The sequence below is a fragment of the Janthinobacterium sp. MP5059B genome (assembly GCF_001758645.1).
GTDB classification, from domain to species: Bacteria; Pseudomonadota; Gammaproteobacteria; order Burkholderiales; family Burkholderiaceae_D; genus Janthinobacterium; species Janthinobacterium lividum.
In genome coordinates this window covers 36,785-58,086 of sequence record NZ_LRHX01000010.1, presented here as the reverse complement: position 1 = coordinate 58,086, position 21,302 = coordinate 36,785, and the positions used below count along the sequence as shown (strand labels likewise).

At 62.5% G+C, this 21,302-nt stretch carries 15 protein-coding genes and 4 tRNA genes; 1 reads left to right on the top strand and 18 read right to left on the bottom strand.

Going from position 1 to position 21,302, the window contains the following annotated elements; all coding sequences use genetic code 11:
• Nucleotides 1-6 precede the first annotated feature (6 nt).
• The 7 genes from selB to JAB1_RS13210 all read right to left on the bottom strand — a co-directional run bounded on the left by selB (nt 7) and on the right by JAB1_RS13210 (nt 11,627).
• Nucleotides 7-1,962: a selenocysteine-specific translation elongation factor gene (gene selB, locus JAB1_RS13245; protein WP_070280229.1), complete on the bottom strand. Its 1,956-nt coding sequence runs from the start codon at nt 1,960-1,962 to the stop codon at nt 7-9.
• Nucleotides 1,959-3,368, bottom strand: a complete 1,410-nt coding sequence (selA, locus tag JAB1_RS13240; RefSeq protein WP_070280228.1) for an L-seryl-tRNA(Sec) selenium transferase — start codon at nt 3,366-3,368, stop codon at nt 1,959-1,961. Before selA ends, selB begins: the two co-directional genes overlap by 4 nt.
• Nucleotides 3,365-4,420 (bottom strand): formate dehydrogenase accessory protein FdhE, encoded by a 1,056-nt coding sequence (fdhE, locus tag JAB1_RS13235; protein ID WP_070280227.1) that lies wholly within the window; start codon nt 4,418-4,420, stop codon nt 3,365-3,367. The genes selA and fdhE overlap by 4 nt, the downstream gene beginning before the upstream one ends.
• 109 nt (nt 4,421-4,529) lie before the next feature.
• The gene (locus JAB1_RS13230; protein WP_034779204.1) at nt 4,530-5,201 is read right to left on the bottom strand and encodes a formate dehydrogenase subunit gamma; all 672 of its coding nucleotides are present in this window, start codon (nt 5,199-5,201) and stop codon (nt 4,530-4,532) included.
• The gene (gene fdxH, locus JAB1_RS13225; RefSeq protein WP_034779207.1) at nt 5,188-6,111 is read right to left on the bottom strand and encodes a formate dehydrogenase subunit beta; all 924 of its coding nucleotides are present in this window, start codon (nt 6,109-6,111) and stop codon (nt 5,188-5,190) included. Before fdxH ends, JAB1_RS13230 begins: the two co-directional genes overlap by 14 nt.
• 13 nt (nt 6,112-6,124) lie before the next feature.
• Complete coding sequence (gene fdnG / locus JAB1_RS13220; RefSeq protein WP_139144543.1) at nt 6,125-9,196, bottom strand: formate dehydrogenase-N subunit alpha; 3,072 nt, start codon at nt 9,194-9,196, stop codon at nt 6,125-6,127.
• A 286-nt stretch (nt 9,197-9,482) separates the two neighbouring features.
• Nucleotides 9,483-11,627, bottom strand: coding sequence for a TonB-dependent siderophore receptor (locus JAB1_RS13210; protein ID WP_070280225.1), 2,145 nt, complete (start codon nt 11,625-11,627; stop codon nt 9,483-9,485).
• Nucleotides 11,628-12,009: 382 nt separating this feature from the next.
• Between JAB1_RS13210 and JAB1_RS13205 the strand changes: the two genes are divergently transcribed.
• The gene (locus JAB1_RS13205; RefSeq protein ID WP_070280224.1) at nt 12,010-13,716 is read left to right on the top strand and encodes a methyl-accepting chemotaxis protein; all 1,707 of its coding nucleotides are present in this window, start codon (nt 12,010-12,012) and stop codon (nt 13,714-13,716) included.
• Between the two features lie 25 nt (nt 13,717-13,741).
• Here the strand turns inward: JAB1_RS13205 and JAB1_RS13200 are convergent, their stop codons facing one another.
• The 11 genes from JAB1_RS13200 to recO all read right to left on the bottom strand — a co-directional run bounded on the left by JAB1_RS13200 (nt 13,742) and on the right by recO (nt 21,286).
• On the bottom strand, nt 13,742-14,194 hold the full coding sequence (locus tag JAB1_RS13200) for a hypothetical protein (protein WP_070280223.1): 453 nt from the start codon (nt 14,192-14,194) through the stop codon (nt 13,742-13,744).
• Nucleotides 14,195-14,227: 33 nt separating this feature from the next.
• Complete coding sequence (locus JAB1_RS13195; RefSeq protein WP_070280222.1) at nt 14,228-15,715, bottom strand: SulP family inorganic anion transporter; 1,488 nt, start codon at nt 15,713-15,715, stop codon at nt 14,228-14,230.
• Between the two features lie 279 nt (nt 15,716-15,994).
• Nucleotides 15,995-16,068, bottom strand: a tRNA-Cys gene (locus tag JAB1_RS13190).
• A 42-nt stretch (nt 16,069-16,110) separates the two neighbouring features.
• Nucleotides 16,111-16,186, bottom strand: a tRNA-Gly gene (locus JAB1_RS13185).
• 71 nt (nt 16,187-16,257) lie between these two features.
• Nucleotides 16,258-16,333 (bottom strand) — tRNA-Gly (locus JAB1_RS13180).
• A 92-nt stretch (nt 16,334-16,425) separates the two neighbouring features.
• A tRNA-Gly gene (locus JAB1_RS13175) sits at nt 16,426-16,501 on the bottom strand.
• A 105-nt stretch (nt 16,502-16,606) separates the two neighbouring features.
• Nucleotides 16,607-17,191, bottom strand: coding sequence for a CDP-diacylglycerol--glycerol-3-phosphate 3-phosphatidyltransferase (pgsA, locus tag JAB1_RS13170; RefSeq protein ID WP_034749601.1), 585 nt, complete (start codon nt 17,189-17,191; stop codon nt 16,607-16,609).
• Between the two features lie 127 nt (nt 17,192-17,318).
• Complete coding sequence (gene uvrC / locus JAB1_RS13165) at nt 17,319-19,199, bottom strand: excinuclease ABC subunit UvrC (protein WP_070280221.1); 1,881 nt, start codon at nt 19,197-19,199, stop codon at nt 17,319-17,321.
• Between the two features lie 24 nt (nt 19,200-19,223).
• Nucleotides 19,224-19,619 carry a holo-ACP synthase gene (gene acpS / locus JAB1_RS13160; protein WP_070280220.1) on the bottom strand — a complete coding sequence of 132 codons (396 nt, stop codon included), beginning with the start codon at nt 19,617-19,619 and terminating at the stop codon, nt 19,224-19,226.
• A 14-nt stretch (nt 19,620-19,633) separates the two neighbouring features.
• On the bottom strand, nt 19,634-20,395 hold the full coding sequence (pdxJ, locus tag JAB1_RS13155; RefSeq protein ID WP_034779221.1) for a pyridoxine 5'-phosphate synthase: 762 nt from the start codon (nt 20,393-20,395) through the stop codon (nt 19,634-19,636).
• A gap of 42 nt (nt 20,396-20,437) precedes the next feature.
• Complete coding sequence (gene recO, locus JAB1_RS13150; RefSeq protein WP_070280219.1) at nt 20,438-21,286, bottom strand: DNA repair protein RecO; 849 nt, start codon at nt 21,284-21,286, stop codon at nt 20,438-20,440.
• Nucleotides 21,287-21,302: the final 16 nt, after the last annotated feature.

Genomic DNA, 21,302 nt, shown 5'->3' with positions numbered 1-21,302 from the left:
TAGTACTTAGCTCTTGGGCAAGGCTGTGGTGTAGGACCACAACGCTTGCGGGCGTAATAGATGCCCATTGCCAACACGGCGAGTATAACCGACGCGGTCAAAAAATTCCAAAACCTGGATCGCCCGCTTGCGGCCCAGGCCGCTGGCGTCGCGGAAGGTGGCCGCGCCCACGGCGCCATTACCGGCCGGCAAGCCTGCATCCCCTTCCGCCTTGTGCGCCAGTTCCCGCACCAGCTGCGCCAGCTCGGCCAGCGCCGCCTGGTGATAAAACAGGTCGTGCACGACCTGGCTGATCTGCCCTGCCTTGGCAAGTTTGCGCAACAGCCGGCGCGTTTCATCCTCGGCCAGGCCGAAGCCGCGCGCCAGGTCGCGCGTCCACGGGGGATCGGATCGCCCCTGCTCCAGGGCGGCCAGCAAGGGCTCGGCCACCGCCTGCTCCTGCGGCGTCAGTTCCACGCTGTGCGTCGGCAAGTGCAGGCTGGCGCCGCGCGCCAGCACCTCGCCGCGCGCCAGCAAGCCTTCGACCAGGTGGCTCCACAAGGCGTCTTCCATCTCCGCGTCGACGATGCGTTTCAAACGCCACAGTTCCGGCCCCGCCTCATCGGGCGCGCGCGCGTGGAAGGTTTCCAATTCTGCCAGCACCCGCCCTTCCAGCGCCAGCAACGCCGGCGGCGCCACCAGCAGGGCGTCGCCACCGCGCAGGGCGATACGCCGCGTGTCGGGCGGCAGCGCCAGGGCGTCCGCCGGCAGCAGGGACAGGCGCACCAGCAGCGATTCGCGCAAGCCCAGCGGGCCTTGCGCCAGCAGGGCCGCATAGTCGCCGTGCGCGACAAACGCGGCCAGCGCATCGAGCCAGGCCAGCCTGGCCGGGCTGCGCCGCTTGCGCGCGGGCCCGAACGGATCGAGCACCATGCCGCCGCCCACCGTTTGCGTCGCCTGCGCGTTGCGCACGACGAAACGGTCGCCCGGCACGCCGTGCATGGGAGACTCGAATACCAGTTGTACCCTGCCCGTCTGTCCCGGCGACAGGGTTTCGCCATCGAGCATGACGGCGCGCGCCAGCTGGTGCGCCGCGCCCAGGTGCACGTGCAGCGGCGACCAGGCTTTCAGGTGTACTCCCGCGTCGGGCAGCAGGGTCAGTTCCACGTCGAGGCGCTCGGCACACTGCGCCAGCTCGGGCGCGACGATCCAGTTGCCCCGCTCGATGCGCTCGCGGTCGATGCCGGCCAGGTTCAGCGCCAATCTCTGGCCCGCCATGCCCGTCCCGGCTGCGCGGTTCTGCGCATGGATGCTGCGCACCCGCGCTTGCGCGCCACCGGGCGCCAGTTGCAGCATGTCGCCCACTTGCACCCTTCCCGCCAGCGCCGTGCCGGTGACGATCGTGCCCTGCCCCGACAAGGTGAACACCCGGTCCACGCCGAGGCGGAACAAGCGCCGTTCATCACGCTGCGGCAGGCTGCGCGCCGCTTGCGTCAGGTGCGCCAGCAAAGCGGCCACGCCGGCATCATTGTCGCGATTGGCGGCCGTGGGGAAAATCGGGCTGCCCGCCAGCGGCGTGCCGGCCAGCAGCACTTCGATATCCGCTTCCACCTGCGCCACGCGGGCGCCATCGGCGCGGTCGATCTTCGTCAGCGCCACGGCGCCCTGCGTCACGCCCAGCAGCTGCAAGATGGCCAGGTGCTCGTGCGTCTGCGGCATGACGCCATCGTCGGCGGCCACCACCAGCAGCGCGAAATCGATGCCCGTCACGCCGGAGGCCATGGTGCGGATGAATTTTTCGTGGCCGGGCACGTCGATCACGCCCAGCACCGTGCCGTCCGCCAGCGGCAGATAGGCATAACCGAGTTCTATCGAAATGCCGCGCGCCTGCTCTTCCTTCAGGCGGTCCGTGTGCACGCCCGTCAGCGCGCGCGTCAGCGTCGTCTTGCCATGGTCGATATGGCCTGCGGTGCCGACGATCATGCGGACAACCCGGCAAGCTGCGCGATGAAGGTCGTCTCGTGCGCCGCTTCCAGGCAGCGCAAGTCGAGCCATAGCGTATCTTGCCCGATGCGCCCGATCACGGGGCACGGCAAAGCGCGCAAACGCTGCTCCAGCACGCCCAGCGGATTGCTCAGGCGCGAACCGGGCGCGCTGCGGATGGCCAGGCCAAAGCTGGGCAGCTGGTCGACGGGCAAGGCGCCGCTGCCGATCTGGCTTTTCATGGCTTCGGCGGTAACCATATAGGTGGCGCCGAGTACGCTTTGCAACAGCGGCAGCAGGGTTTGCGCCTGCGCGCGCATGGCGGCGGCGGGACGCGTCAAGAGGCGCAAGGTGGTCAGGCGTTCGGCCAGCAAGTCCGGCGCGCGGTACAGCTGCAATACGGGTTCCAAGGCGGCCAGCGTCAGCTTGCCGACCCGCAGCGCGCGTTTCAAGGGGTTGCGCTTGATCTTTGCGATCAGATCGGCGCGCCCGACGATGACGCCGCATTGCGGGCCACCGAGCAGCTTGTCGCCGCTGAAGGTGACCAGGTCGGCCCCCGCTGCTATGGTTTCGCGCACCGTCGTTTCATGCGGCAGGCCGTATTGCGCCAGGTCGACCAGGGTCCCGCTGCCCAGGTCCACGGCGGTCGGCACATGGTGTTTTGCCGCCAGCGGCACCAATTCGTCGAGCTCCACGCTCTTGGTAAAGCCGGTGATCGCGTAATTGCTGCAATGGACCTTCATCAACAGGGCCGTGTCTTCACTCACGCCATTCGCATAGTCGGCCAGGTGCGTGCGGTTGGTGCTGCCCACTTCGCGCAGCACGGCGCCGGCTCGCGTCATGACGTCGGGGATGCGGAAGGCGCCGCCGATTTCCACAAGTTCGCCGCGCGAGACGATGACTTCCCTGTTCTGCGCCAGGGTGTTCAGCATCAGCAGCACGGCGGCCGCATTGTTGTTGACGACGGTGGCCGCTTCGGCCCCCGTCAGTTCGCGCAGCAGTTCCTCGACGAGGTCGTCGCGGTCGCCGCGCTTGCCCGTTTCCAGGTCGAATTCCAGGTTCATCGGCCACTGCAGCGCTTCCACCACGGCTTGCACGGCGGCGTCGGGCAGCAGCGCGCGGCCCAGGTTCGTGTGCAGCACGGTGCCCGTCAGGTTGAACACGGCGCGCAGTTGCGAACGCGACTGCGATTGCAGCCGTTCTTCCATGTGCGCGGCGATGGCGGCAATCGACGCACCCTCTTCGCACACGGCACCGGCCAGCATGGTCGTACGCAATTCGGCCAGCACGGCGCGCGCACAGGCCAGCGTTTGCACGCGGCCATGGTGCGCAATCAGGGCCAGGCAAGCCGTGTCGCCCAGGATGCGGTCTACCGATGGCAGGCGCACGGTTTGCCCCGTCGTCATGACTGCTGGCCCTCGCTGCTGTCGCTCTTCCCCAGCCACAGCAGCGGATTGCCGCTGGCGCGCTGGTAGCCCGCTTCGCCCACCAGCAGGTCGAGCATCAGGCTGGCCAGGTCGTCGGCCAGCGGTTCGACGTTGTAATCGTGTTCCTGGTTGAAGACCTTGCGGTAGGTGTGGCAGTCGTCGCAGGTTTCCGCGCGCGCCACCTTCTTCGGATCGTTCGCCTTGTTGGGCAATTTGTCGTCCTTCGCCGTCACGGGGTCGAACGGCGCGGCGTCGGCAGCGTCCAGGCCCTGGTAGGCGATCTTGCCATTCTGTTCGCAGGTCGAGCACTTCACGCGCACCATATGCCATTCGCTTTCGCAAATGCCGCAGTGCAGATAGCGGTAGCCCTGCGCCCCGCCGCCGATGCGAATCACGCTGGCGACGGGATGCGAACCGCAGACGGGGCACAGGGCGCCCGTTTCCAGGTCCGGCACGCGCGCGGCGCGCAATTCGCTGGCCGACACCGACCATAAAATTTGCAGGGCGGCCGCGACGAACGGCGCATGCATGGGATTGAGGTTGTCGCCGTTTTCATCGAGCACGGCATCGGCGCAGGCGTCCAGCGCTGGCGCATCGAGCGCGCGCAGCTGGGCCAGCACCTGCGTCAGGCCGCCGGACAATGCCGGCTGGCTTGTCGCCGTGGCGGCCAGTTCATCGAGCAGGCTGGCAAAGATGTCGCGCCAGACGGGCGGACGGGCGCCGCTGACGGGCAGCACGGGCATGCGGTGCTGGATGGCGCGGCGCAGCGCGTCCGGGTCGGCGGCAGGCACGGCGCCGGGCGCCAGTTTTCCCACCACGGCGGCCTGCGCATCGGCCAGCGCGGCCATCAGCACCAGGTAGCCCTGCATGCCCGCATCGACGGGAATGCCCTTGATTTTTCCCTGCGCCAGTTCGCGCAAGCGCAAGGCGCGCGCCTTAAACAGGCTGTCAGGCTGCGGCAGCAGCAGGCGCGGAATCGCGTTGTGGTCCAGGCCTTCGATTTCGCCTGGCTGAAGAATGCGTTGTACCAATGGAGTTTCCCATCAAAAAAGGGGCTGTAAAGTATTCTAATCGATAAAAAGAAAGGGGTCAGTCCTGGGACTGACCCCGGGTAATGCCGGTGTCATCAATATCAAGAACTTAGTCTTTTGTATTGCGAATGACAGCCTCAAACCACTTCGGATGGTGCTTGCGCGCCCAGCCGTAGGTGACGGTGCCGCGCACCATGGCGCCGATCGAACCCTTGACCCACAGGGCCGCATAGATGTGCACGATGATGGAGCAGATGATGCCGAACGCGCACACGGCATGCAGCAAGGCGGCCGCGCGGATGACGGGAATCGGGAAATAGAACGCAAAGTACGCGCGCCAGATCACGATGCCCGACAGCAGCAAGCCCACCATGCAAGCGAGCAGCACGAAGAACAGGATCTTCTGGCCGGCATTGTATTTGCCGATCTTCGGAAGCTTTTCTTCGCGGTTGTTGAGCACGTCGTCCATCTGTTTCAGCCACTGCTTGTCGCCGTCCTCGAACTTGTTGTGGTGCCAGAAGCGCACCACCAGGATCGCGAACGAGACAAACATCACCAGGCCGGCAAACGGATGCAGGATGCGCGTCCATTGCCCGCCGCCGAACAGGTTCGCCAGCCACGCCATCGAGGGATGGAACATGGCCAGGCCGGACAGGGCCAGCATGACGAAGGTGATGGCGGTCACCCAGTGATTCGTGCGCTCGTTCGGGTCGTAGCGCTGGATCAGCGGGTTGCCATCCTTGTCGCGCAGCTTTCCATCATGCAGATCACTGTGGCTCATGGTCTTCCTCCCGGATGCGTTTGGCCTCTTCCAGCGCTTCGTGCTCTTCGTCCTTGCTCACTTCGTTCGGACCGACACGCGTGTAATGGAAGAAGCCTGCCAGGGCCGTGGCGGCCATGCCGGCCACCGCCAGCGGCTTGGACCAGCCCTTCCAGAAGCCCACCATCGGGCTGATGCGCGGACGTTCCGGCAAGTTCGAATACAGCTTCGGCTTGTCCGCATGGTGCAGCACGTACATCACGTGCGTGCCGCCCACGCCCAGCGGGTCGTACAGGCCCGCATTCTCGAAACCGCGCGACTTCAGGTCGACGATGCGCTCTTCCGCATGCACCTTCATGTCTTCCTTGGTGCCGAAAACGATGGCGCCCGTCGGGCAGGTTTTCACGCAGGCCGGTTCCTGGCCCACGGCCACGCGGTCCGAGCAGAGCGTGCACTTGTAGGCGCGGTCGTCCTTTTTCGAAATGCGGGGCACGTCGAAAGGACAGCCGGCCACGCAGTAGCCGCAGCCGATACAGTTTTCCTGGTGGAAATCGACGATGCCGTTCGTGTACTGCACGATGGCGCCCGGCGCCGGACAGGCTTTCAGACAGCCCGGGTCCTCGCAGTGCATGCAGCCATCCTTGCGGATCAGCCACTCGAGGTTGCCGTCGTTGTTTTCGTGTTCGGCAAAACGCATCACCGTCCACGATTGCGGCGTCAGGTCCGTCGGATTGTCATAGGTGCCATGGTTTTCGCCGACTTCATCGCGCAAGTCGTTCCATTCCATGCACGCCGTCTGGCAAGCCTTGCAGCCGATGCATTTCGACACATCGATCAGCTTGGCCACGGTGCCCGTCACCGGGCTGCGCGCTTGCGGCGGCGTTACCGTGGTAGCCGACAGGCGCCGGATATCTAAGGATTGCAGTGCCATTATTGAGCTCCCATCATGCTTTTTCCACCTTCACGAGGAAGGACTTGAATTCCGGCGTTTGCGAATTCGCATCCCCCACGCCCGGTGTCAGGGTATTGATCAGATACCCAGGCTTGGCCACGCCCGTGAAGCCCCAGTGCAGCGGCAGGCCCACGGTATGCACCGGCTTGCCCTCGATCATCAAAGCCTTGATGCGCTTGGTGACGACGGCCTTGGCGATGATGTGTCCCCGCTTGGAACTGACGCGCACTTCACCGCCGGCAACGACGCCGATGCTCTTGGCCAGCTCTTCGCCGATTTCAACGAATTGCTGCGGCTGGATGATGGCATTCAGGCGTGCATGCTTGGTCCAGTAATGGAAATGCTCGGTCAGGCGGTAGCTGGTGGCCACATGCGGATATTCCTCATGCGTGCCGAACATTTTCCGGTCATCGGCGAACACGCGCGCGGCCGGATTGCTGGTCGCTTGCGGGTTTTTCGGATGCATCGGGTTGTAGCCCAGCGGATTTTCGAACGGCTCGTAATGCTCGGGGAACGGCCCTTCGGCCATGGCGCCACGCGCAAAGAAACGCGCCACGCCCTCGCCCAGCATGATGAACGGGCCCATGCCGTTTTCCGGCGGTTCGTCGACCTTGAAGTCGGGAATATCGGCCCCGCTCCAGTTCGTGCCATTCCACTCGATGAGCTTGCGGGTCGGATCGAAAGGCTTGCCCTTCAAGTCGCACGAGGCGCGGTTGTACAGCACGCGGCGGTTCGCCGGCCACGCCCAGGCCCAGCCCAACGTCTGGCCGATGCCGGTCGGGTCGCTATTGTCGCGCCGTCCCATCTGGTTTCCCGCCTGCGTCCAGCTGCCGGCGAAGATCCAGCAACCGCTGGTGGTCGTGCCGTCGTCGCGCAATTGCGCAAACGAAGCCAGCTGCTCGCCCTTTTTCACCAGCAGCTTGGTCGCGTCCTTCGGATCGTACAGGTCGGCCAGCGCACGGCCGTTGAATTCGCGGGCGATTTCTTCCGGCTGCGGATTATGCGGCTGCGCATAATTCCACGTCAGGTTGACGATAGGATCGGGGAACTTGCCGCCCTCCTTCTTGTACATGTTGCGCATGCGCAAGAACAGGCCGGACATGATCTCCAGGTCGCTGCGCGCCTGGCCCGGCGGTTCGGCCGCCTGCCAGTGCCATTGCAGCACGCGCGAAGAGCTCACCAGCGAACCGCGTTCTTCGGCGAAGCAGCTGGTCGGCAGGCGGAACACTTCCGTCATGATCTTGGTGGGATCGACTTCGTGGTACTGCCCGTGCGCCTTCCAGAATTCGCCCGTTTCCACGGCCAGCGGATCCATGATGACGAGGAACTTCAGCTTCGACAGCGCTTCCGTGACCTTCTGCTTGTTCGGCGCGGACGCCAGCACATTGAAGCCCTGGCAGATATAGCCCGTCATCTTGCCTTGGTGCATGTTCTCGATGGCTTGCATCAAGTCATACGGCTTGTCGAGTTTCGGCAGGTAGTCGAAGGCATAGTTATTCTCCGCCGTGGCAAAGTCGCCCCACCACGTCTTCATGAAACTGACGTGGAATTTGCGGTAATTGCTCCAGTAGCTGAGCTGGTTCGGCCGCAGCGGCTTGGTGGCGCGCGCGGCGATGTAGGCGTCGAAGTCCTGCTCGCCCTCGTTGGGCAGGGTCATGTAACCTGGCAACAGGTTCGACATCAGGCCCAGATCGGTCAAGCCCTGGATGTTCGAGTGGCCGCGCAAGGCGTTCATGCCGCCGCCGGCGATTCCCATATTGCCCAGCAACAGCTGCACCATGGCGCCCGTGCGGATGGTTTGCGCGCCCGTCGAGTGGTGCGTCCAGCCCAGCGCGTACAGGATGGTGCCGGCGCGTCCCGGCACGGCGGTCGAAGCCAACGCCTCAGCCACCTTGTGGAACTTGTCGGCCGACACGCCGCACGTACGTTCGACCATCTCGGTCGTGTAGCGCGCATAGTGCTTCTTCATCATCTGGTAGACGCAGCGCGGGTGTTCCAGGGTCGGATCGACCTTGGCATAGCCGTCGTCGCCGATCTCGTAATCCCAGGTGGCCTTGTCCGTGTACTTGCCTTTTTCCTTGTCGAAACCCGAGAACAGGCCATCCTCGAACGCATAGTCTTCGCGCACGATGAAAGGCATGTCCGTGTAGTTGCGCACGTACTCATGCTGGATCTTGTCGTTCGTCAGCAGGTAATTGATGATCGCGCCGAGGAAGACGATGTCCGTGCCGGTACGCGTGGCGCAGTAGTAATCTGCCACGGATGCGGTACGGGTAAAGCGCGGATCGACAACGATCAGCTTGGCCTTGTTATGCGCCTTCGCTTCCGTTACCCATTTGAATCCGCAAGGATGTGCTTCTGCTGCATTGCCGCCCATGACCAAAATCACATCGGCATTCTTGATATCGACCCAATGATTCGTCATCGCGCCACGGCCAAACGTCGGGGCAAGACCTGCCACCGTCGGTCCGTGTCATACACGCGCCTGATTATCAAAGGTCAGCATCCCCATGCTGCGCACTGTCTTGTGGGTCAGATACCCCACCTCGTTGCTGCCGGCGGACGCGGCAAGCATGCCGGTGGAGAGCCAGCGGTTGACGGTCTTGCCGTCGGCATTCTTTTCGATCAGGTTGGCATCGCGGTCATCCTTCATCAGGCGCGCGATCTTGTCGAGCGCCACATCCCAGGAGATCGGTTGCCATTCCGTGCCGCCCGGTGCGCGGTATTCGGGCACTTTCAGGCGGTTCGGGCTGTGGATGAAGTCGACCAGGCTGGCGCCTTTCGGGCACAGCGTGCCGCGGTTCACCGGGTGATCGGCATCGCCTTCCACGTGGATGATGCTGGAAACGGCATTTTTCGCGCCGTCGCCCAGCCCATACAGCAGGACGCCGCATCCTACCGAACAGTAGGGACAGGTATTGCGTGTCTCGGTCGTGCGAGACAGCTTGTATTGCCGCACTTCCGCCATCGCCTGGCCCGGTGCGAAACCGAGCAGGGCGAGGCTGGAACCAGCAATGGTCGCGCCAGTTACCCGAAGGAACTGGCGCCTGGACATCTGAACCATATTCAGGCCTCTATGATGTGAGTAAATAAAAAGTCATACGGCGTCGTGGTCGTGTCATATCACCAAGATATAAGCACCATGCCTGTGCCGTATGACAGTATTTTACCCCTCAAACTCCGACAAGGCTTAGTCCGCTGGAAAAAATTGCCTTTAGTCAACATTAATTTGACGATACCGAATATTCCCTCTAAACAATGCCAGTCTGCCCGGCACGCTTGCACATCGCTACCCACCATGAAAAAACCCGCTCGCGAGCGGGTTTGGTATGCGTCAGAAAAATGACAAATTACAAGCTGTAGCGCAAGGTCAGCGCCACATTACGCGGCGCGCCCGGCAAGCTCAGGTTCGGGCTGGAACCGTGGCCCGAGACGATGTAGCGCGTGTCGCCGATATTGTTGACGTTCAGTTGCACTTCATAGCGGCCCGTGCGGTAAGCGGCCATGGCGTCGGCCGTCACGTAGCCTGGCAGCACGACGGTGTTGCCAGGGTTGGCGAAGCGGCTGCCGACGGCATTCGCGCCGCCACCCACCGTGAAGCCGTGGCCCAGGTCTTTCGTCAGCCACAGATTGGCCGTGTTGCGCGCCGTCAAAGTGGCGCGCTTGCCCTTGATGGCGACGGAACTGGCCGTCGTCGTGCCCGGCGCATTCACGCTGCGGTCGACGGCGATGGAATCGGTGATGGTGGCGTCCAGGTAAGCGTAGCCGGCCATCATCTTCCAGCCATCGTGCAAGTCCGCGTTGAAGGTCAGCTCCAGGCCGTCCGTGCGCTGCGTGCCGACGGGCACGATGCGGTTCGTGATCGGGTCGCTGGTCTTGATGTTGTCGCGCTCCAGGCGGAACAGCGACACGGTGGCGTTGGCGCGGCCGCCCCACAGGTCGTACTTGGCGCCCACTTCCGTGTTGCGCGTGGTTTCCGGCGCCAGGTCGGCATTGTTGGCGGCCAGGGCGAAGTTCTCGCCACTCGGCTGGAACGAACGGCTCCACGACGCGTAATACGATTGCGCAGCGCTCGGTTGCCAGACGAGGCCGGCGCGGGGGCTGTAGGCCGAATCCGTGCGCGACAGGTCCGCCGTCGTCACGCCAAGCGCATTGGCCAGGCGCGACTGCTGCTTGTAGCGGTCGTAGCGCAGGCCGGCCAGCGCCTTCCACTCGTCGCTGAAACTGATGGCGTCCTGCACGTAGGCAGCGGCCGTGTCATAGGTGCCGAAAGTATCGCTGCGCACGCCCAGCTTGCTGCGGTTGACCTGCGGCAGGACGGGATTGAAGATCGATACATTCGTCGCCACCACGGTCGAAGCCCAGCTCGACGCATCCTTGTTTTGCTTGCCGAATTCGGCGCCGTACAGCACTTCGTGGCGCAAGGTGCCCGTGACCAGCTTTTGCGTCAGTTCCGTCTGGTTAAACCAGCCGCTCTCGTCGCGGTTGAGCTTGGCGTGACCCAGGCTCATCGTGCCCTTGACTTCGTTGACGTTGCCGGAAATATTAGTGTTGTTGCGGTCCAGGTGGTAATCGTAGTAGCGGAAGGCATTGCGCAGCGACAGAGTATCGCTGAACTTGTGCGTCAGTGTCGCGGCCGTGGACACCACGCGCGACTGGCTGAAGTCCGCATCGCGGGCGTTGGCGGCGCCATAATAGGTGCCCGCATCGACGGCGACGGGGCGGCCCTGGTAGGATGGAATACCGAAGTCCGTCAGGCGGCGGTCTTCCAGGTAATCGCCCTGCAGCAGCAGTTTCGTCGCGCTCGACAAGCGGATGGCCACGGAAGGGGCCAGCGCCGTGCGGTTGATGAATTGCTGGTCGCGGTAACTGTCCGACAATTCGCGCGCACCCGTGACACGCCAGTCCACCGTCTCGCCGACACGGCCGACGTCGACTTCGCCGCGGCGCCCTTTTGTGTTCGTCAGGCTCAGGGCCACGTCCGTGATATCCACGCCCGGTTTTTTGGTGATGCGATTGACCAGGCCACCCGAGGAACCGCGGCCGTACAGCACGGCGGCCGGTCCCTTGATCACTTCCAGGCGCTCCACATTCGACAGGTCGCGGAAATACAGCGCGTCATCGCGGAAGCCGTCGACGAACTGGTCGCCAATGGCCGTGAAGCCGCGGATGAACACCTGGTCGCGCTGGCCGTCGCCCGTGGACAAGCCCACGCCCGGGATATTCTTCATGATGTCCTGGATCGACATGGCGTTCTGGTCGCGGATGACGGCGGCCGGCACCACGTTGATCGTCTGCGGCACGTCGCGCAAAGCCATTTCCGTCTTGGTGCCGCTGGCGGAGGTGGCGGCAACATAGCCATCCTTGTCCTTAGCCGCCGTCACGGTGACGGCGGGCAAGCTTTCCTGTGCCCAAGTAGCCAATGGCGTGGCGCCAAAGGTCAAGGCGCCCAGTACTGCGATGGTGATCGGTTTGAATCCTGGCTTGCGCTGCATACAATTCCCTGGTCGATGTTTTAATACGAATGATTATCATTAGTATTTTATCAGGCGGCCAAGCGATAAGTCAGCACTTATGTAAGTGATAGTACTTATAGCACAGGTACTTGATGTAAAAACACAACAGGAAATCAATATCAAAAAACAATTAAAATTGCTTTGAAAAACTATTTCTCTGCGTCAATGCTATACTTGCGGCTTGCTGGGCAGCGGTCAGCCTGACCGACATGCCCCTTGCTTCACCTCCATCGCCACGCTCAGCGTGGCGCGCCGCACAGCCATCACGCGGCACCCGAAGACCCCGATCCCCTGCGCCTTGCGGCGCCTGTCCGCCCCTGCTGGCGGCGGCGATCATGACTATTAAACTGTTAGGAATTACATGAAAAACCTGAACATCGGCAGCCGCCTTGGCGTCGGCTTTGCTGTCGTATTGCTGTTGCTTGCCGCCTTGACCATCACCGCCCTCGTGCGCATGCAAACGGCCAGCGACCTGACTTACCGTCTCATCAATACCAGCATCAAGAACCAGCGCATGGTGGCCGAATGGTCGAAGATCATTGAACTCAACAGCGTGCGCGGCGTCGCCTCGTTCGAGATCACCGATCCTGTCGTGCGCGCCAAGATCGAGGAAGACTTGAAAGTCGATGCGGAGCGTTCCAGCAAGCTGCAGGACGACATCATCGCGTCCTTGCTCAATCCTGCCGTGATCGAGCAATTCAAGGTCGTGCGCAAGGTCCGCACCGACTACGTGACGACGCGCGCGCGCGCCTTCAAGATGAAGGCCGACGGGGACGTGGCAGGCGCCAAGGTCGTGTTCGACAAGGAAGTGGCGCCGATCACCGTGGCCTACCTGGCCGAAGTCAAACGCTTTGCCAACATGCAGATCAAGGCCGCCGACGGCGTCGGCGCCAGCATCATCGAAGCCTACAGCGGCACCCGCATCTTCCTGATCACCATGGGCGTGCTGGCCGTGCTGATGGGCATCGGTTTCGCGTGGTGGATCACGCGCTCGATCACCGGCCCCATCCGCGCCGCCGTGAAAGTGGCGGAAACCGTGGCAGCGGGCGACCTCACCAGCACCATCACGGCCCAGGGCCGCGATGAAACGGGCCAGCTGATGCATGCCCTGAAAACCATGAACGACAGCCTGGTGGGTATCGTGGGCCAGGTGCGCAGCGGCACCGACACCATCGCCACGGCCTCCGCGGAAATCGCCGCCGGCAACCAGGACCTGTCGTCGCGTACGGAACAGCAAGCCAGCTCGCTGGAAGAAACGGCGTCGTCGATGGAAGAACTGACCTCGACCGTGAAACAGAACGCCGACAATGCGCGCCAGGCGAATAAACTGGCCGGCGACGCGGCCGGCATCGCCAGCCGCGGTGGCGCCGTGGTGGCCGAAGTGGTCGCCACCATGGGCGAAATCAATACCTCATCGAAGAAAATCGTCGACATCATTTCCGTCATCGACGGCATCGCCTTCCAGACGAATATCCTGGCCCTGAACGCGGCCGTGGAAGCGGCGCGCGCCGGCGAACAGGGCCGCGGCTTCGCCGTGGTGGCCACGGAAGTGCGCAACCTGGCGCAGCGCTCGGCAGCGGCGGCAAAAGAGATCAAGGGCTTGATCGACGACTCCGTGCAAAAGGTCGACGTGGGCACGGACCTGGTCGACAAGGCCGGCAAGACGATGGAAGAAATCGTGCAAAGCATCGGCTTTGTCACGTCCATCATGAGCGAGATCAGCAACGCCAGCGAAGAGCAGAGCGCGGGCATCGAGCAAGTCAACCAGGCCATTTCCGAAATGGACCAGGTGACCCAGCAAAATGCGGCCCTGGTGGAAGAAGCCTCGGCAGCGGCCGAAGCGATGCAGGAACAGGCGAGCGAACTGGCGCAGGTGGTCAGCGTCTTCCGCCTCGATGCCAATGCAGTAGCGACCGACCGTTTCAGCGTAAAAGCGGCACAGCGCAGCGCAACGCCAACTGCTGCCGCACCAGCCCGCAAGGCCTCGCCCCCTGCCCTGCGCCTGCCCGCGACGCGCGCCAGCAGCAAGGCAACTGCGCCGGCCGAAGGCGAGTGGGAAGAGTTTTAAATCTGCTTAAGCAAGCCGTGCGGCATCAAGCCGCACGGGCTTGCGCTTTGGCGATCAGTACCGCCAGCTCGCGTGGCACGGATTGCCCCAGAAATTCCAGCGCCAGCACCTCCGGATCGATGGCGGCGTCCGCTGGCAAGCCATGCTCGAAGCCGCCCACCATGGTGCGGCAAAAATGCGGCGACTCCGGCCGCGTTTCCACATACCAGCAGCCCGCATGGCCTTGCACGAAGTATTCGCCGATAAAATAGCCGAGCATGGTTTTTACCCACTGCCAGCTCTCGTCGCGAATGACGATGGTGCGCATGGCCGCGTCGATATATGGCAGGTATTCGGCCGCGCTGGTCAGCACTTCGTGCGCCGGCTGGATGCCCAGGCGCTCGACGAAATTCACCAGCGAGGCGCCCAGCGCGTCATAGTAGGCGTCGAATCCCGCCTGGCTTTGTTGCAACAATTGTTCTTGTTCGTTCGACAGCATTCACACTCCACAGACATTCAACAATCCCCTATTTTACGCCACGCCGACATCCACCCCGGCCCGCTGCAGCAAGGCCTGGTTGCGGGTGGATAGATGCGTCACCTGCAGATGCTTGCCCGCCTTGTCATAGCGTTCATACAAGGATTCGATGGCGGCAATGGCCGAGTGGTCGGCCATGTGCAGGTGCCGGCAGTCAAGGATGACGCGGGCCGGGTCCGACGCTGGCTGGAACAGTTCCTGAAAATGCGTGGTGGAAGCAAAAAACAGCGTGCCATGCGGCAGGTACACGCGCGCGCCGGCGCTGCTGTCATCGATATCGGCACGCATTTCACGCGCATGCTGCCAGGCAAAATTCAAGGCGGCGATGACGATGCCGCACAGCACGGCCATCGCCAGGTCCGTGAATACGGTAATGACCGTCACGGCAACGATCACCAGCGCATCCTGCAACGGCACCTTGCCCAGTACGCGCAAGGAACCCCAGGCAAACGTCTGCTGCGCCACGACGAACATCACGCCCACCAGGGCGGCCAGCGGGATGCGCTCGATCAGCGGCGACAGGAACAGGATGAACAGCAAAATCATCACGCCGGCCGTCACGCCCGACAGGCGCGAACGGCCGCCCGAGCTCAGGTTGATCATGGTCTGCCCGATCATGGCGCAGCCGCCCATGCCGCCAAACAGGCCGGAAACGACATTCGATGCGCCGAGGGCGATGCATTCGCGGTTCGGCTGGCCCCGCGTTTCAGTCATCTCATCGGTAAGATTAAAAGTGAGCAGTGTTTCCAGCAAGCCCACCATGGCCATCAGGGCTGCATATGGAAAAATGATGTGCAAGGTCGCCATGTCCAGCGGCACGGTGGGCCAATGCAGGGCCGGCAGGCCGCCGGCGATATGCGCGAGGTCGCCCAGGGTGCGCGTGGGCAGGTGCAAGAAATGGCTGAGCACGCCCACGCCGAGGATGGCCACCAGCGCGGGAGGCACGGCCTTCGTGACGCGCGGCAGCACGTAGACGATGGCCATGGTCAGCGCCACCAGCGCGCCCATCACATACAAGGGCATGCCTTGCAGCCAGGTTTCACCCTGCGGCGTGGCCTGGCGAAAGTGTTCCAGCTGGGCCATGGCGATGACGATGGCCAGGCCATTCACAAAGCCCAGCATCACCGGATAGGGCACCATGCGGATCAGCTTACCCAGCCGCAAGATGCCGAACAAGGCCATCAGGATGCCGCTCAGCACCACGGTGGCCAGCAGATACTGCACGCCATGCTGAGCCACCAGTGCCACGATGACGACGGCCATGGAGCCGGCGGCGCCGGAAATCATGCCGGGGCGTCCGCCAAAGATGGCCGTGAATGCGCAAATGATGAAGGCGCCATACAGGCCCATCAGGGGATTCAATTGCGCCACCAGGGCAAAGGCGATGCATTCAGGCACCAGGGCAAAGGAAGTGGTCAAGCCCGCCAGGACGTTCTTTTGCAGGTTCGAGAACCACTCATCCCGAAAAGTTGTGTTGATCATTGATGCGTATCCAAAGTCGGAACAGGAAAATGCCGGCCTGATGGACAATCATCAGGCACAGCCATACCAGCGGGCGTCACAAAAAAGCTGCGCTGAGGTCGAACGGAGCAGGAAAGTCGTCAGTGACTACATCGGTATGGCGGAAAGGGGAAGTTTCATCAAGGCGCCAGGCGGCGCGGCTGAGCTTGCCGGCATTATACAAGATGCGCAGCCGGCAAAAGTCAGGCAAATGCGCGGACAAAAAAATAGCCCACTCGAAAGTGGGCTATTTTTTTCATCTGGAGGCGAGGACGGGAATCGAACCCGTCTAAACGGCTTTGCAGGCCGCTGCATAACCTCTTTGCTACCTCGCCAGAGGAACTGCTTGGATGGGCCTTGCGGCACACCTTGAAAACTGGAGCGGGAGAAGAGTCTCGAACTCTCGACCTCAACCTTGGCAAGGTTGCGCTCTACCAACTGAGCTACTCCCGCATACGAACCGCTATTTTACTGCTTTTTGCTACCGTTTACCAGTGCTGCTTTACTGCTGATCCAGTATTCACTGGAGCGGGAGAAGAGTCTCGAACTCTCGACCTCAACCTTGGCAAGGTTGCGCTCTACCAACTGAGCTACTCCCGCAGTGGACAACATTGTATCAGAAGCTCTACTACATCGCCAGTACTACTTTTTACTGCATTCGCTGTTTTTACCTATGACACGATCCAGAAAACTGGAGCGGGAGAAGAGTCTCGAACTCTCGACCTCAACCTTGGCAAGGTTGCGCTCTACCAACTGAGCTACTCCCGCGTCATCAACAACAGGCCAGCATTATAGAGGGATTACAGGGGCTGTCAACGGGCAATATCTGGTGTTTTGCAAAATATTCCGCACAAAGCAGCCGCCTGCCTATTCTTAGTGCAAATTTCCCGCTTTTTCTTTAATCAGCGGCCATGCCAGACGCAAATAATAGAACATCGACCACACTGTCAGCACGCAGGCGATCCACAGCAGCTTCTCGCCCCACACGTGCGTGTCGATCGCGCCAAAGATCACTTCGTGGTACAGCAGCAGGGGAATGGCCGTCATTTGCGCGGCCGTCTTGATCTTGCCGATCGAGCTGACGGCCACCGATTTCGATGCACCGATCTGCGCCATCCATTCGCGCAACGCGGAAATCGTGATTTCGCGGCCGATGATGATGAAGGCCAGCACGGCATTCACACGGTCCAGCTGCACCAGCACCAGCAAGGCACCCGCCACCATCAGCTTGTCTGCGACCGGGTCGAGGAAGGCGCCAAAGGCCGAAGTCTGGTTCCAGCGCCGCGCGAGGAAACCATCGAACCAGTCGGTGACGGCAGCAACAATGAAGACCAGGGTGGCAACCAGGTTCTGGTCGCCATGCAGCAGCATCGACGGCGGCAGATAAAACACGCCGACGACGAGTGGTATCAGGGCCACGCGCAGCCACGTCAAAAGGATGGGGATATTAAAAGGCATAAGGAAGCAATCGGCCGACAGGTAAATTGAATATGAAGAAAGTATGAAGAAAGCGCCACTAGTCTACATGGCCCAGGGGTATTAGCCTAGTCCGGTTGCCGCAGCACCGGACCAGGCCATCTATCCATCAATGCAGCTGCTTGTATATTTCTTCTGCCAACTGCGTGGAAATCCCCTCCACCGACATCAGATCCTCGATGCTGGCGTCGACCACGCCGCGCAAGCCGCCAAAGCGCGACAGCAATTTCTGGCGGCGCTTGGCGCCGATGCCCTCGATCTCTTCCAGGCGCGACGTCTGGCGCGTCTTGGCCCGCTTGGCACGCATGCCGGTAATGGCGAAGCGGTGCGCTTCGTCGCGGATCTGCGCGATCAGCATCAGGGCCGCCGATTCCTTGCCCAGTTCCTGCGCCGCGCGGCCATCGACGAACAGCAGGGTTTCCAGGCCCACCTTGCGCCCCTCCCCCTTGGCCACGCCGACGATCAGGCTGATATCGAGTCCCAGCTCGGCGAACACCTGGCGCGCCATTTCGATCTGTCCCTTGCCGCCGTCGATCAAGACCACGTCGGGCATCACGCCATCGCCATTCGCCACTTTCTCGTAACGGCGCATGAGGACCTGGCGCATGGCCGCGTAATCATCGCCGGGCGTGATGTCGTTGATGTTATAGCGCCGGTATTCGCCATTCTGCATGGCGTGATGGTGGAACACGACGCACGACGCCTGCGTCGCCTCGCCCTGCGTGTGGCTGATGTCGAAACACTCCACGCGCAGGCTGTCGAGGTCTTCCGTTTCCAGGCGCAGCGCCTCCGCCAGCGCGCGCGTGCGCGACTGCTGTGAACCCTGCTCGGACAACAAGCGCGCCAGCGAAATCTCGGCGCCCTTCTGCGCCATTTCCAGCCACTGGCGGCGCTGCCCCTGCGGCTGGAAGATCAGGTTGATGCGGTGGCCACACTGCTCCATCAGCGCCACCATCAGGGCTGGCTGGTCGAATTCGATATTCAGGATCAGGGTGCCGGGAATGAATTTTTCCGTGTAGTGCTGGGCCAGGAAGGCGGCCAGCACTTCCACCTCGATCGGTTCCTCGGCAATCGCCGCCGCATCGCTGAGCTGGCTGGGGAAATAAGCACGGTCGCCCAGATGGCGTCCGCCGCGCACCATGGCCAGGTTGACGCAGGCGCGCCCGCCCTGCACCAGCACGGCGAGGATGTCGACATCGGCGTCACCCGTCGTCTCCATGCTTTGCTGGTGCAGCACGCGCGACAGCGAGGCGATCTGGTTGCGCACCACCACGGCCTGCTCGAATTTTAATTCAGCGGCAAACGCGTGCATCTTCTTTTCCAGGTCGGCCAGCACTTCGCTCTGGCGCCCGCGCAGGAAGCGCGCCGCGTTTTCCACGTCGTTCTTGTAGTCTTCCTTGCTGATCAGGTCCACGCAGGGCGCACTGCAGCGGCCGATCTGGTGCAGCAGGCAGGGACGCGTACGGTTCGCATACACGCTGTCCTCACAGGTACGGATCAGAAACACCTTTTGCAGAATCTGCATCGATTCCTTGACGGCCCAGGAGCTGGGGAACGGCCCGAAATACTGATTTTTCTTGTCCACCGCGCCCCGGTAATACACCATGCGCGGCGCATCGCCATTCGTGATTTTCAAATAGGGATACGACTTGTCGTCGCGGAACAGGATGTTGTAGCGCGGCTGCAGCGCCTTGATCAGGTTGTTTTCCAGGATCAAGGCTTCCGCTTCGCTGTGCGTGACCGTCGTTTCCAGGCGCGCGATGCGCTCGACCATCATGGCGATGCGGGGACTGGCCAGGTTCTTCTGGAAGTAGCTGGAGACGCGTTTTTTCAGGTCGCGCGCCTTGCCGACATACAGCACCTTGTCGGCGGCGTCGAAATAGCGGTACACGCCGGGCAAATTCGGCAGCTTGGCGACGGTCGCCAGCACTTGCGCGCGGGGATCGGGTGGCGTTTCCGCCAAGGAAGATTCTGGGCTTGCTTCGGTCATTGCTGGCTCATTGCGCACTTATAGTTACACTGCCTGTTCCACGATCACGAACGCGACCGCATATTCTTCTTCATCGCTGATGGTCACTTGCGCGCTCAGGCGATTTTTCTCCATGAACTGCGCCAGCACGCCGCTGCAGACAATCATCGGCTTGCCGCTGGGGTGGTTCAGCATCTGCGCGGCGGGCCAGGTCATCGGCATGCGCAAGCCCAGGCCGATGGCCTTGGAAAACGCTTCCTTTGCCGCGAAGCGCGTGGCAAGGAAGCGCACGCCGCGCGCGGCATTCTTGGCGCTGCGGGCGCGGAATTTTTCCAGCTCCTGCGGCCCCAGTATCTTTTTCGCGAAACGCTCGCCGTGCCGCGCCAGCGCCGCCTCGATGCGGGGTATCTTGCAGATATCGGTACCGATGCCGTAGATCATGCCCTACTCCCCTGTCAGGCCCTGTGACCGAGGCGCGTGGCCACCATGATGGCCTTCATTTCGCGCACGGCGTTTTCCCAGCCGACAAACACGGCATGCGCGACAATGGCGTGGCCGATGTTCAGCTCAGCAATATCGGGAATGGCGGCGATGGCCTGCACATTGGTGTAATGCAAACCGTGACCCGCGTTGACTTTCAAGCCGCGGCCCACGCCAAACAGCACGCCCGCCTTGATGCGCTCCAGCTCCGCCAGCTGCTCGGCGCCTTGCGTATCGGCATAGCGCCCCGTGTGCAGCTCGATCACGGGCGCGCCGAGCTCGGCGGCGGCAGCGATCTGCTGCTCGTCCGCATCGATGAACAGGCTCACGCGGATGCCCTCGCCTTGCAATTGTTGCACCGCCGCCTGCACTTCCTTGAAGTAGCGCACCACGTCCAGGCCCCCTTCGGTCGTCACTTCCGTGCGCTTTTCCGGCACCAGGCAGACGTCCGCCGGCTTGATGCGGCAGGCGAAATCGATCATCTCGGCCGTGACGGCCGCTTCCAGGTTCATGCGCGTCAGTAATTGCGGTGCGATGGCGATCACGTCCGCATCCTTGATGTGGCGGCGGTCTTCGCGCAAATGCAGGGTGATGGCGTCGGCGCCGGCCTGTTCGGCCAGCAGGGCCGCGCGGATCGGGTCCGGATACGCGGTGCCGCGCGCATTGCGCAAGGTGGCCACGTGGTCGATGTTGACGCCCAGGTCGATGACGGGGCCGGAAGGCTGCAAAAAGCTCATATAAAAGGTATCCGTAAAGTGCTGTCCTGCTGCAAACTTCAGCTACAGCTGCATTAAATCAATCAGTATCTGGCGCGTGTTCAAGGTGGCGCCGCCCAGTTGATGGGCCAGCAAAAAGCGCATCAGCAGCTTGCTTTGCGCCTGCGTGGCCACGTCAAGATAATCTTCGCGCTCCATGTCGAGCAGGGTCTTGCCCGTGATCCTGGGCCAGGCGTCGGCGGCGCGCGCCGGGCGCGGCCCCCGCTCCGGGTCGACCACGTACACCTGCCCTGCCTCGACGGCCTGGCGCGTGCCCGTGCAGCGCGTCAGGTCGGCCGCCACGCCCGTTTCCTTGAGCAGGGCGCGCTCGAACTTGCGCAGCACGATGGGCGGGGGCTCATTGTGCGCCAGTTGATTCAAGGTAGCAACGTAGTGGTCGAACAGGACGGGATGCGGGTCGTCGCGCGCGAGCAATTTGACCAGCAATTCGTTCAAATAAAAGCCGCACAGCAAGGCGGTCTTTTCCAGCGGCAACATGCCACCCACCCATTCCGCACCGGTGAGGATGCGCAGCTCGGACTTGCCCGTCCAGCCCGCTTGCAGCGGCTGGAACGTCTGCAGCACGCCGCGCAACTGCGAATGGGGCCGCTTGGCGCCCTTGGCAACGAGCGCGATGCGGCCATACTCGCGCGTAAACACGTCGACGATGAGGCTGGTTTCTTTATGCGGGTAGCTGTGCAGCACAAAGGCTGGCTGGCCCGTGATGCGGCCGTCGCGCGTGGGCGGACGGCTGCGCCGGGGTGCTGTGGGAGGTACGGCCGGCGGCGCGATGGCCACCGGCGCGGGGACAGGTGCGGAAACAGCAGGTGAAGCTGGCGCAGGATGGTGCAGCGCTGGCGTGGTGGTGCTCATGCGTGTGGCGTCGCCC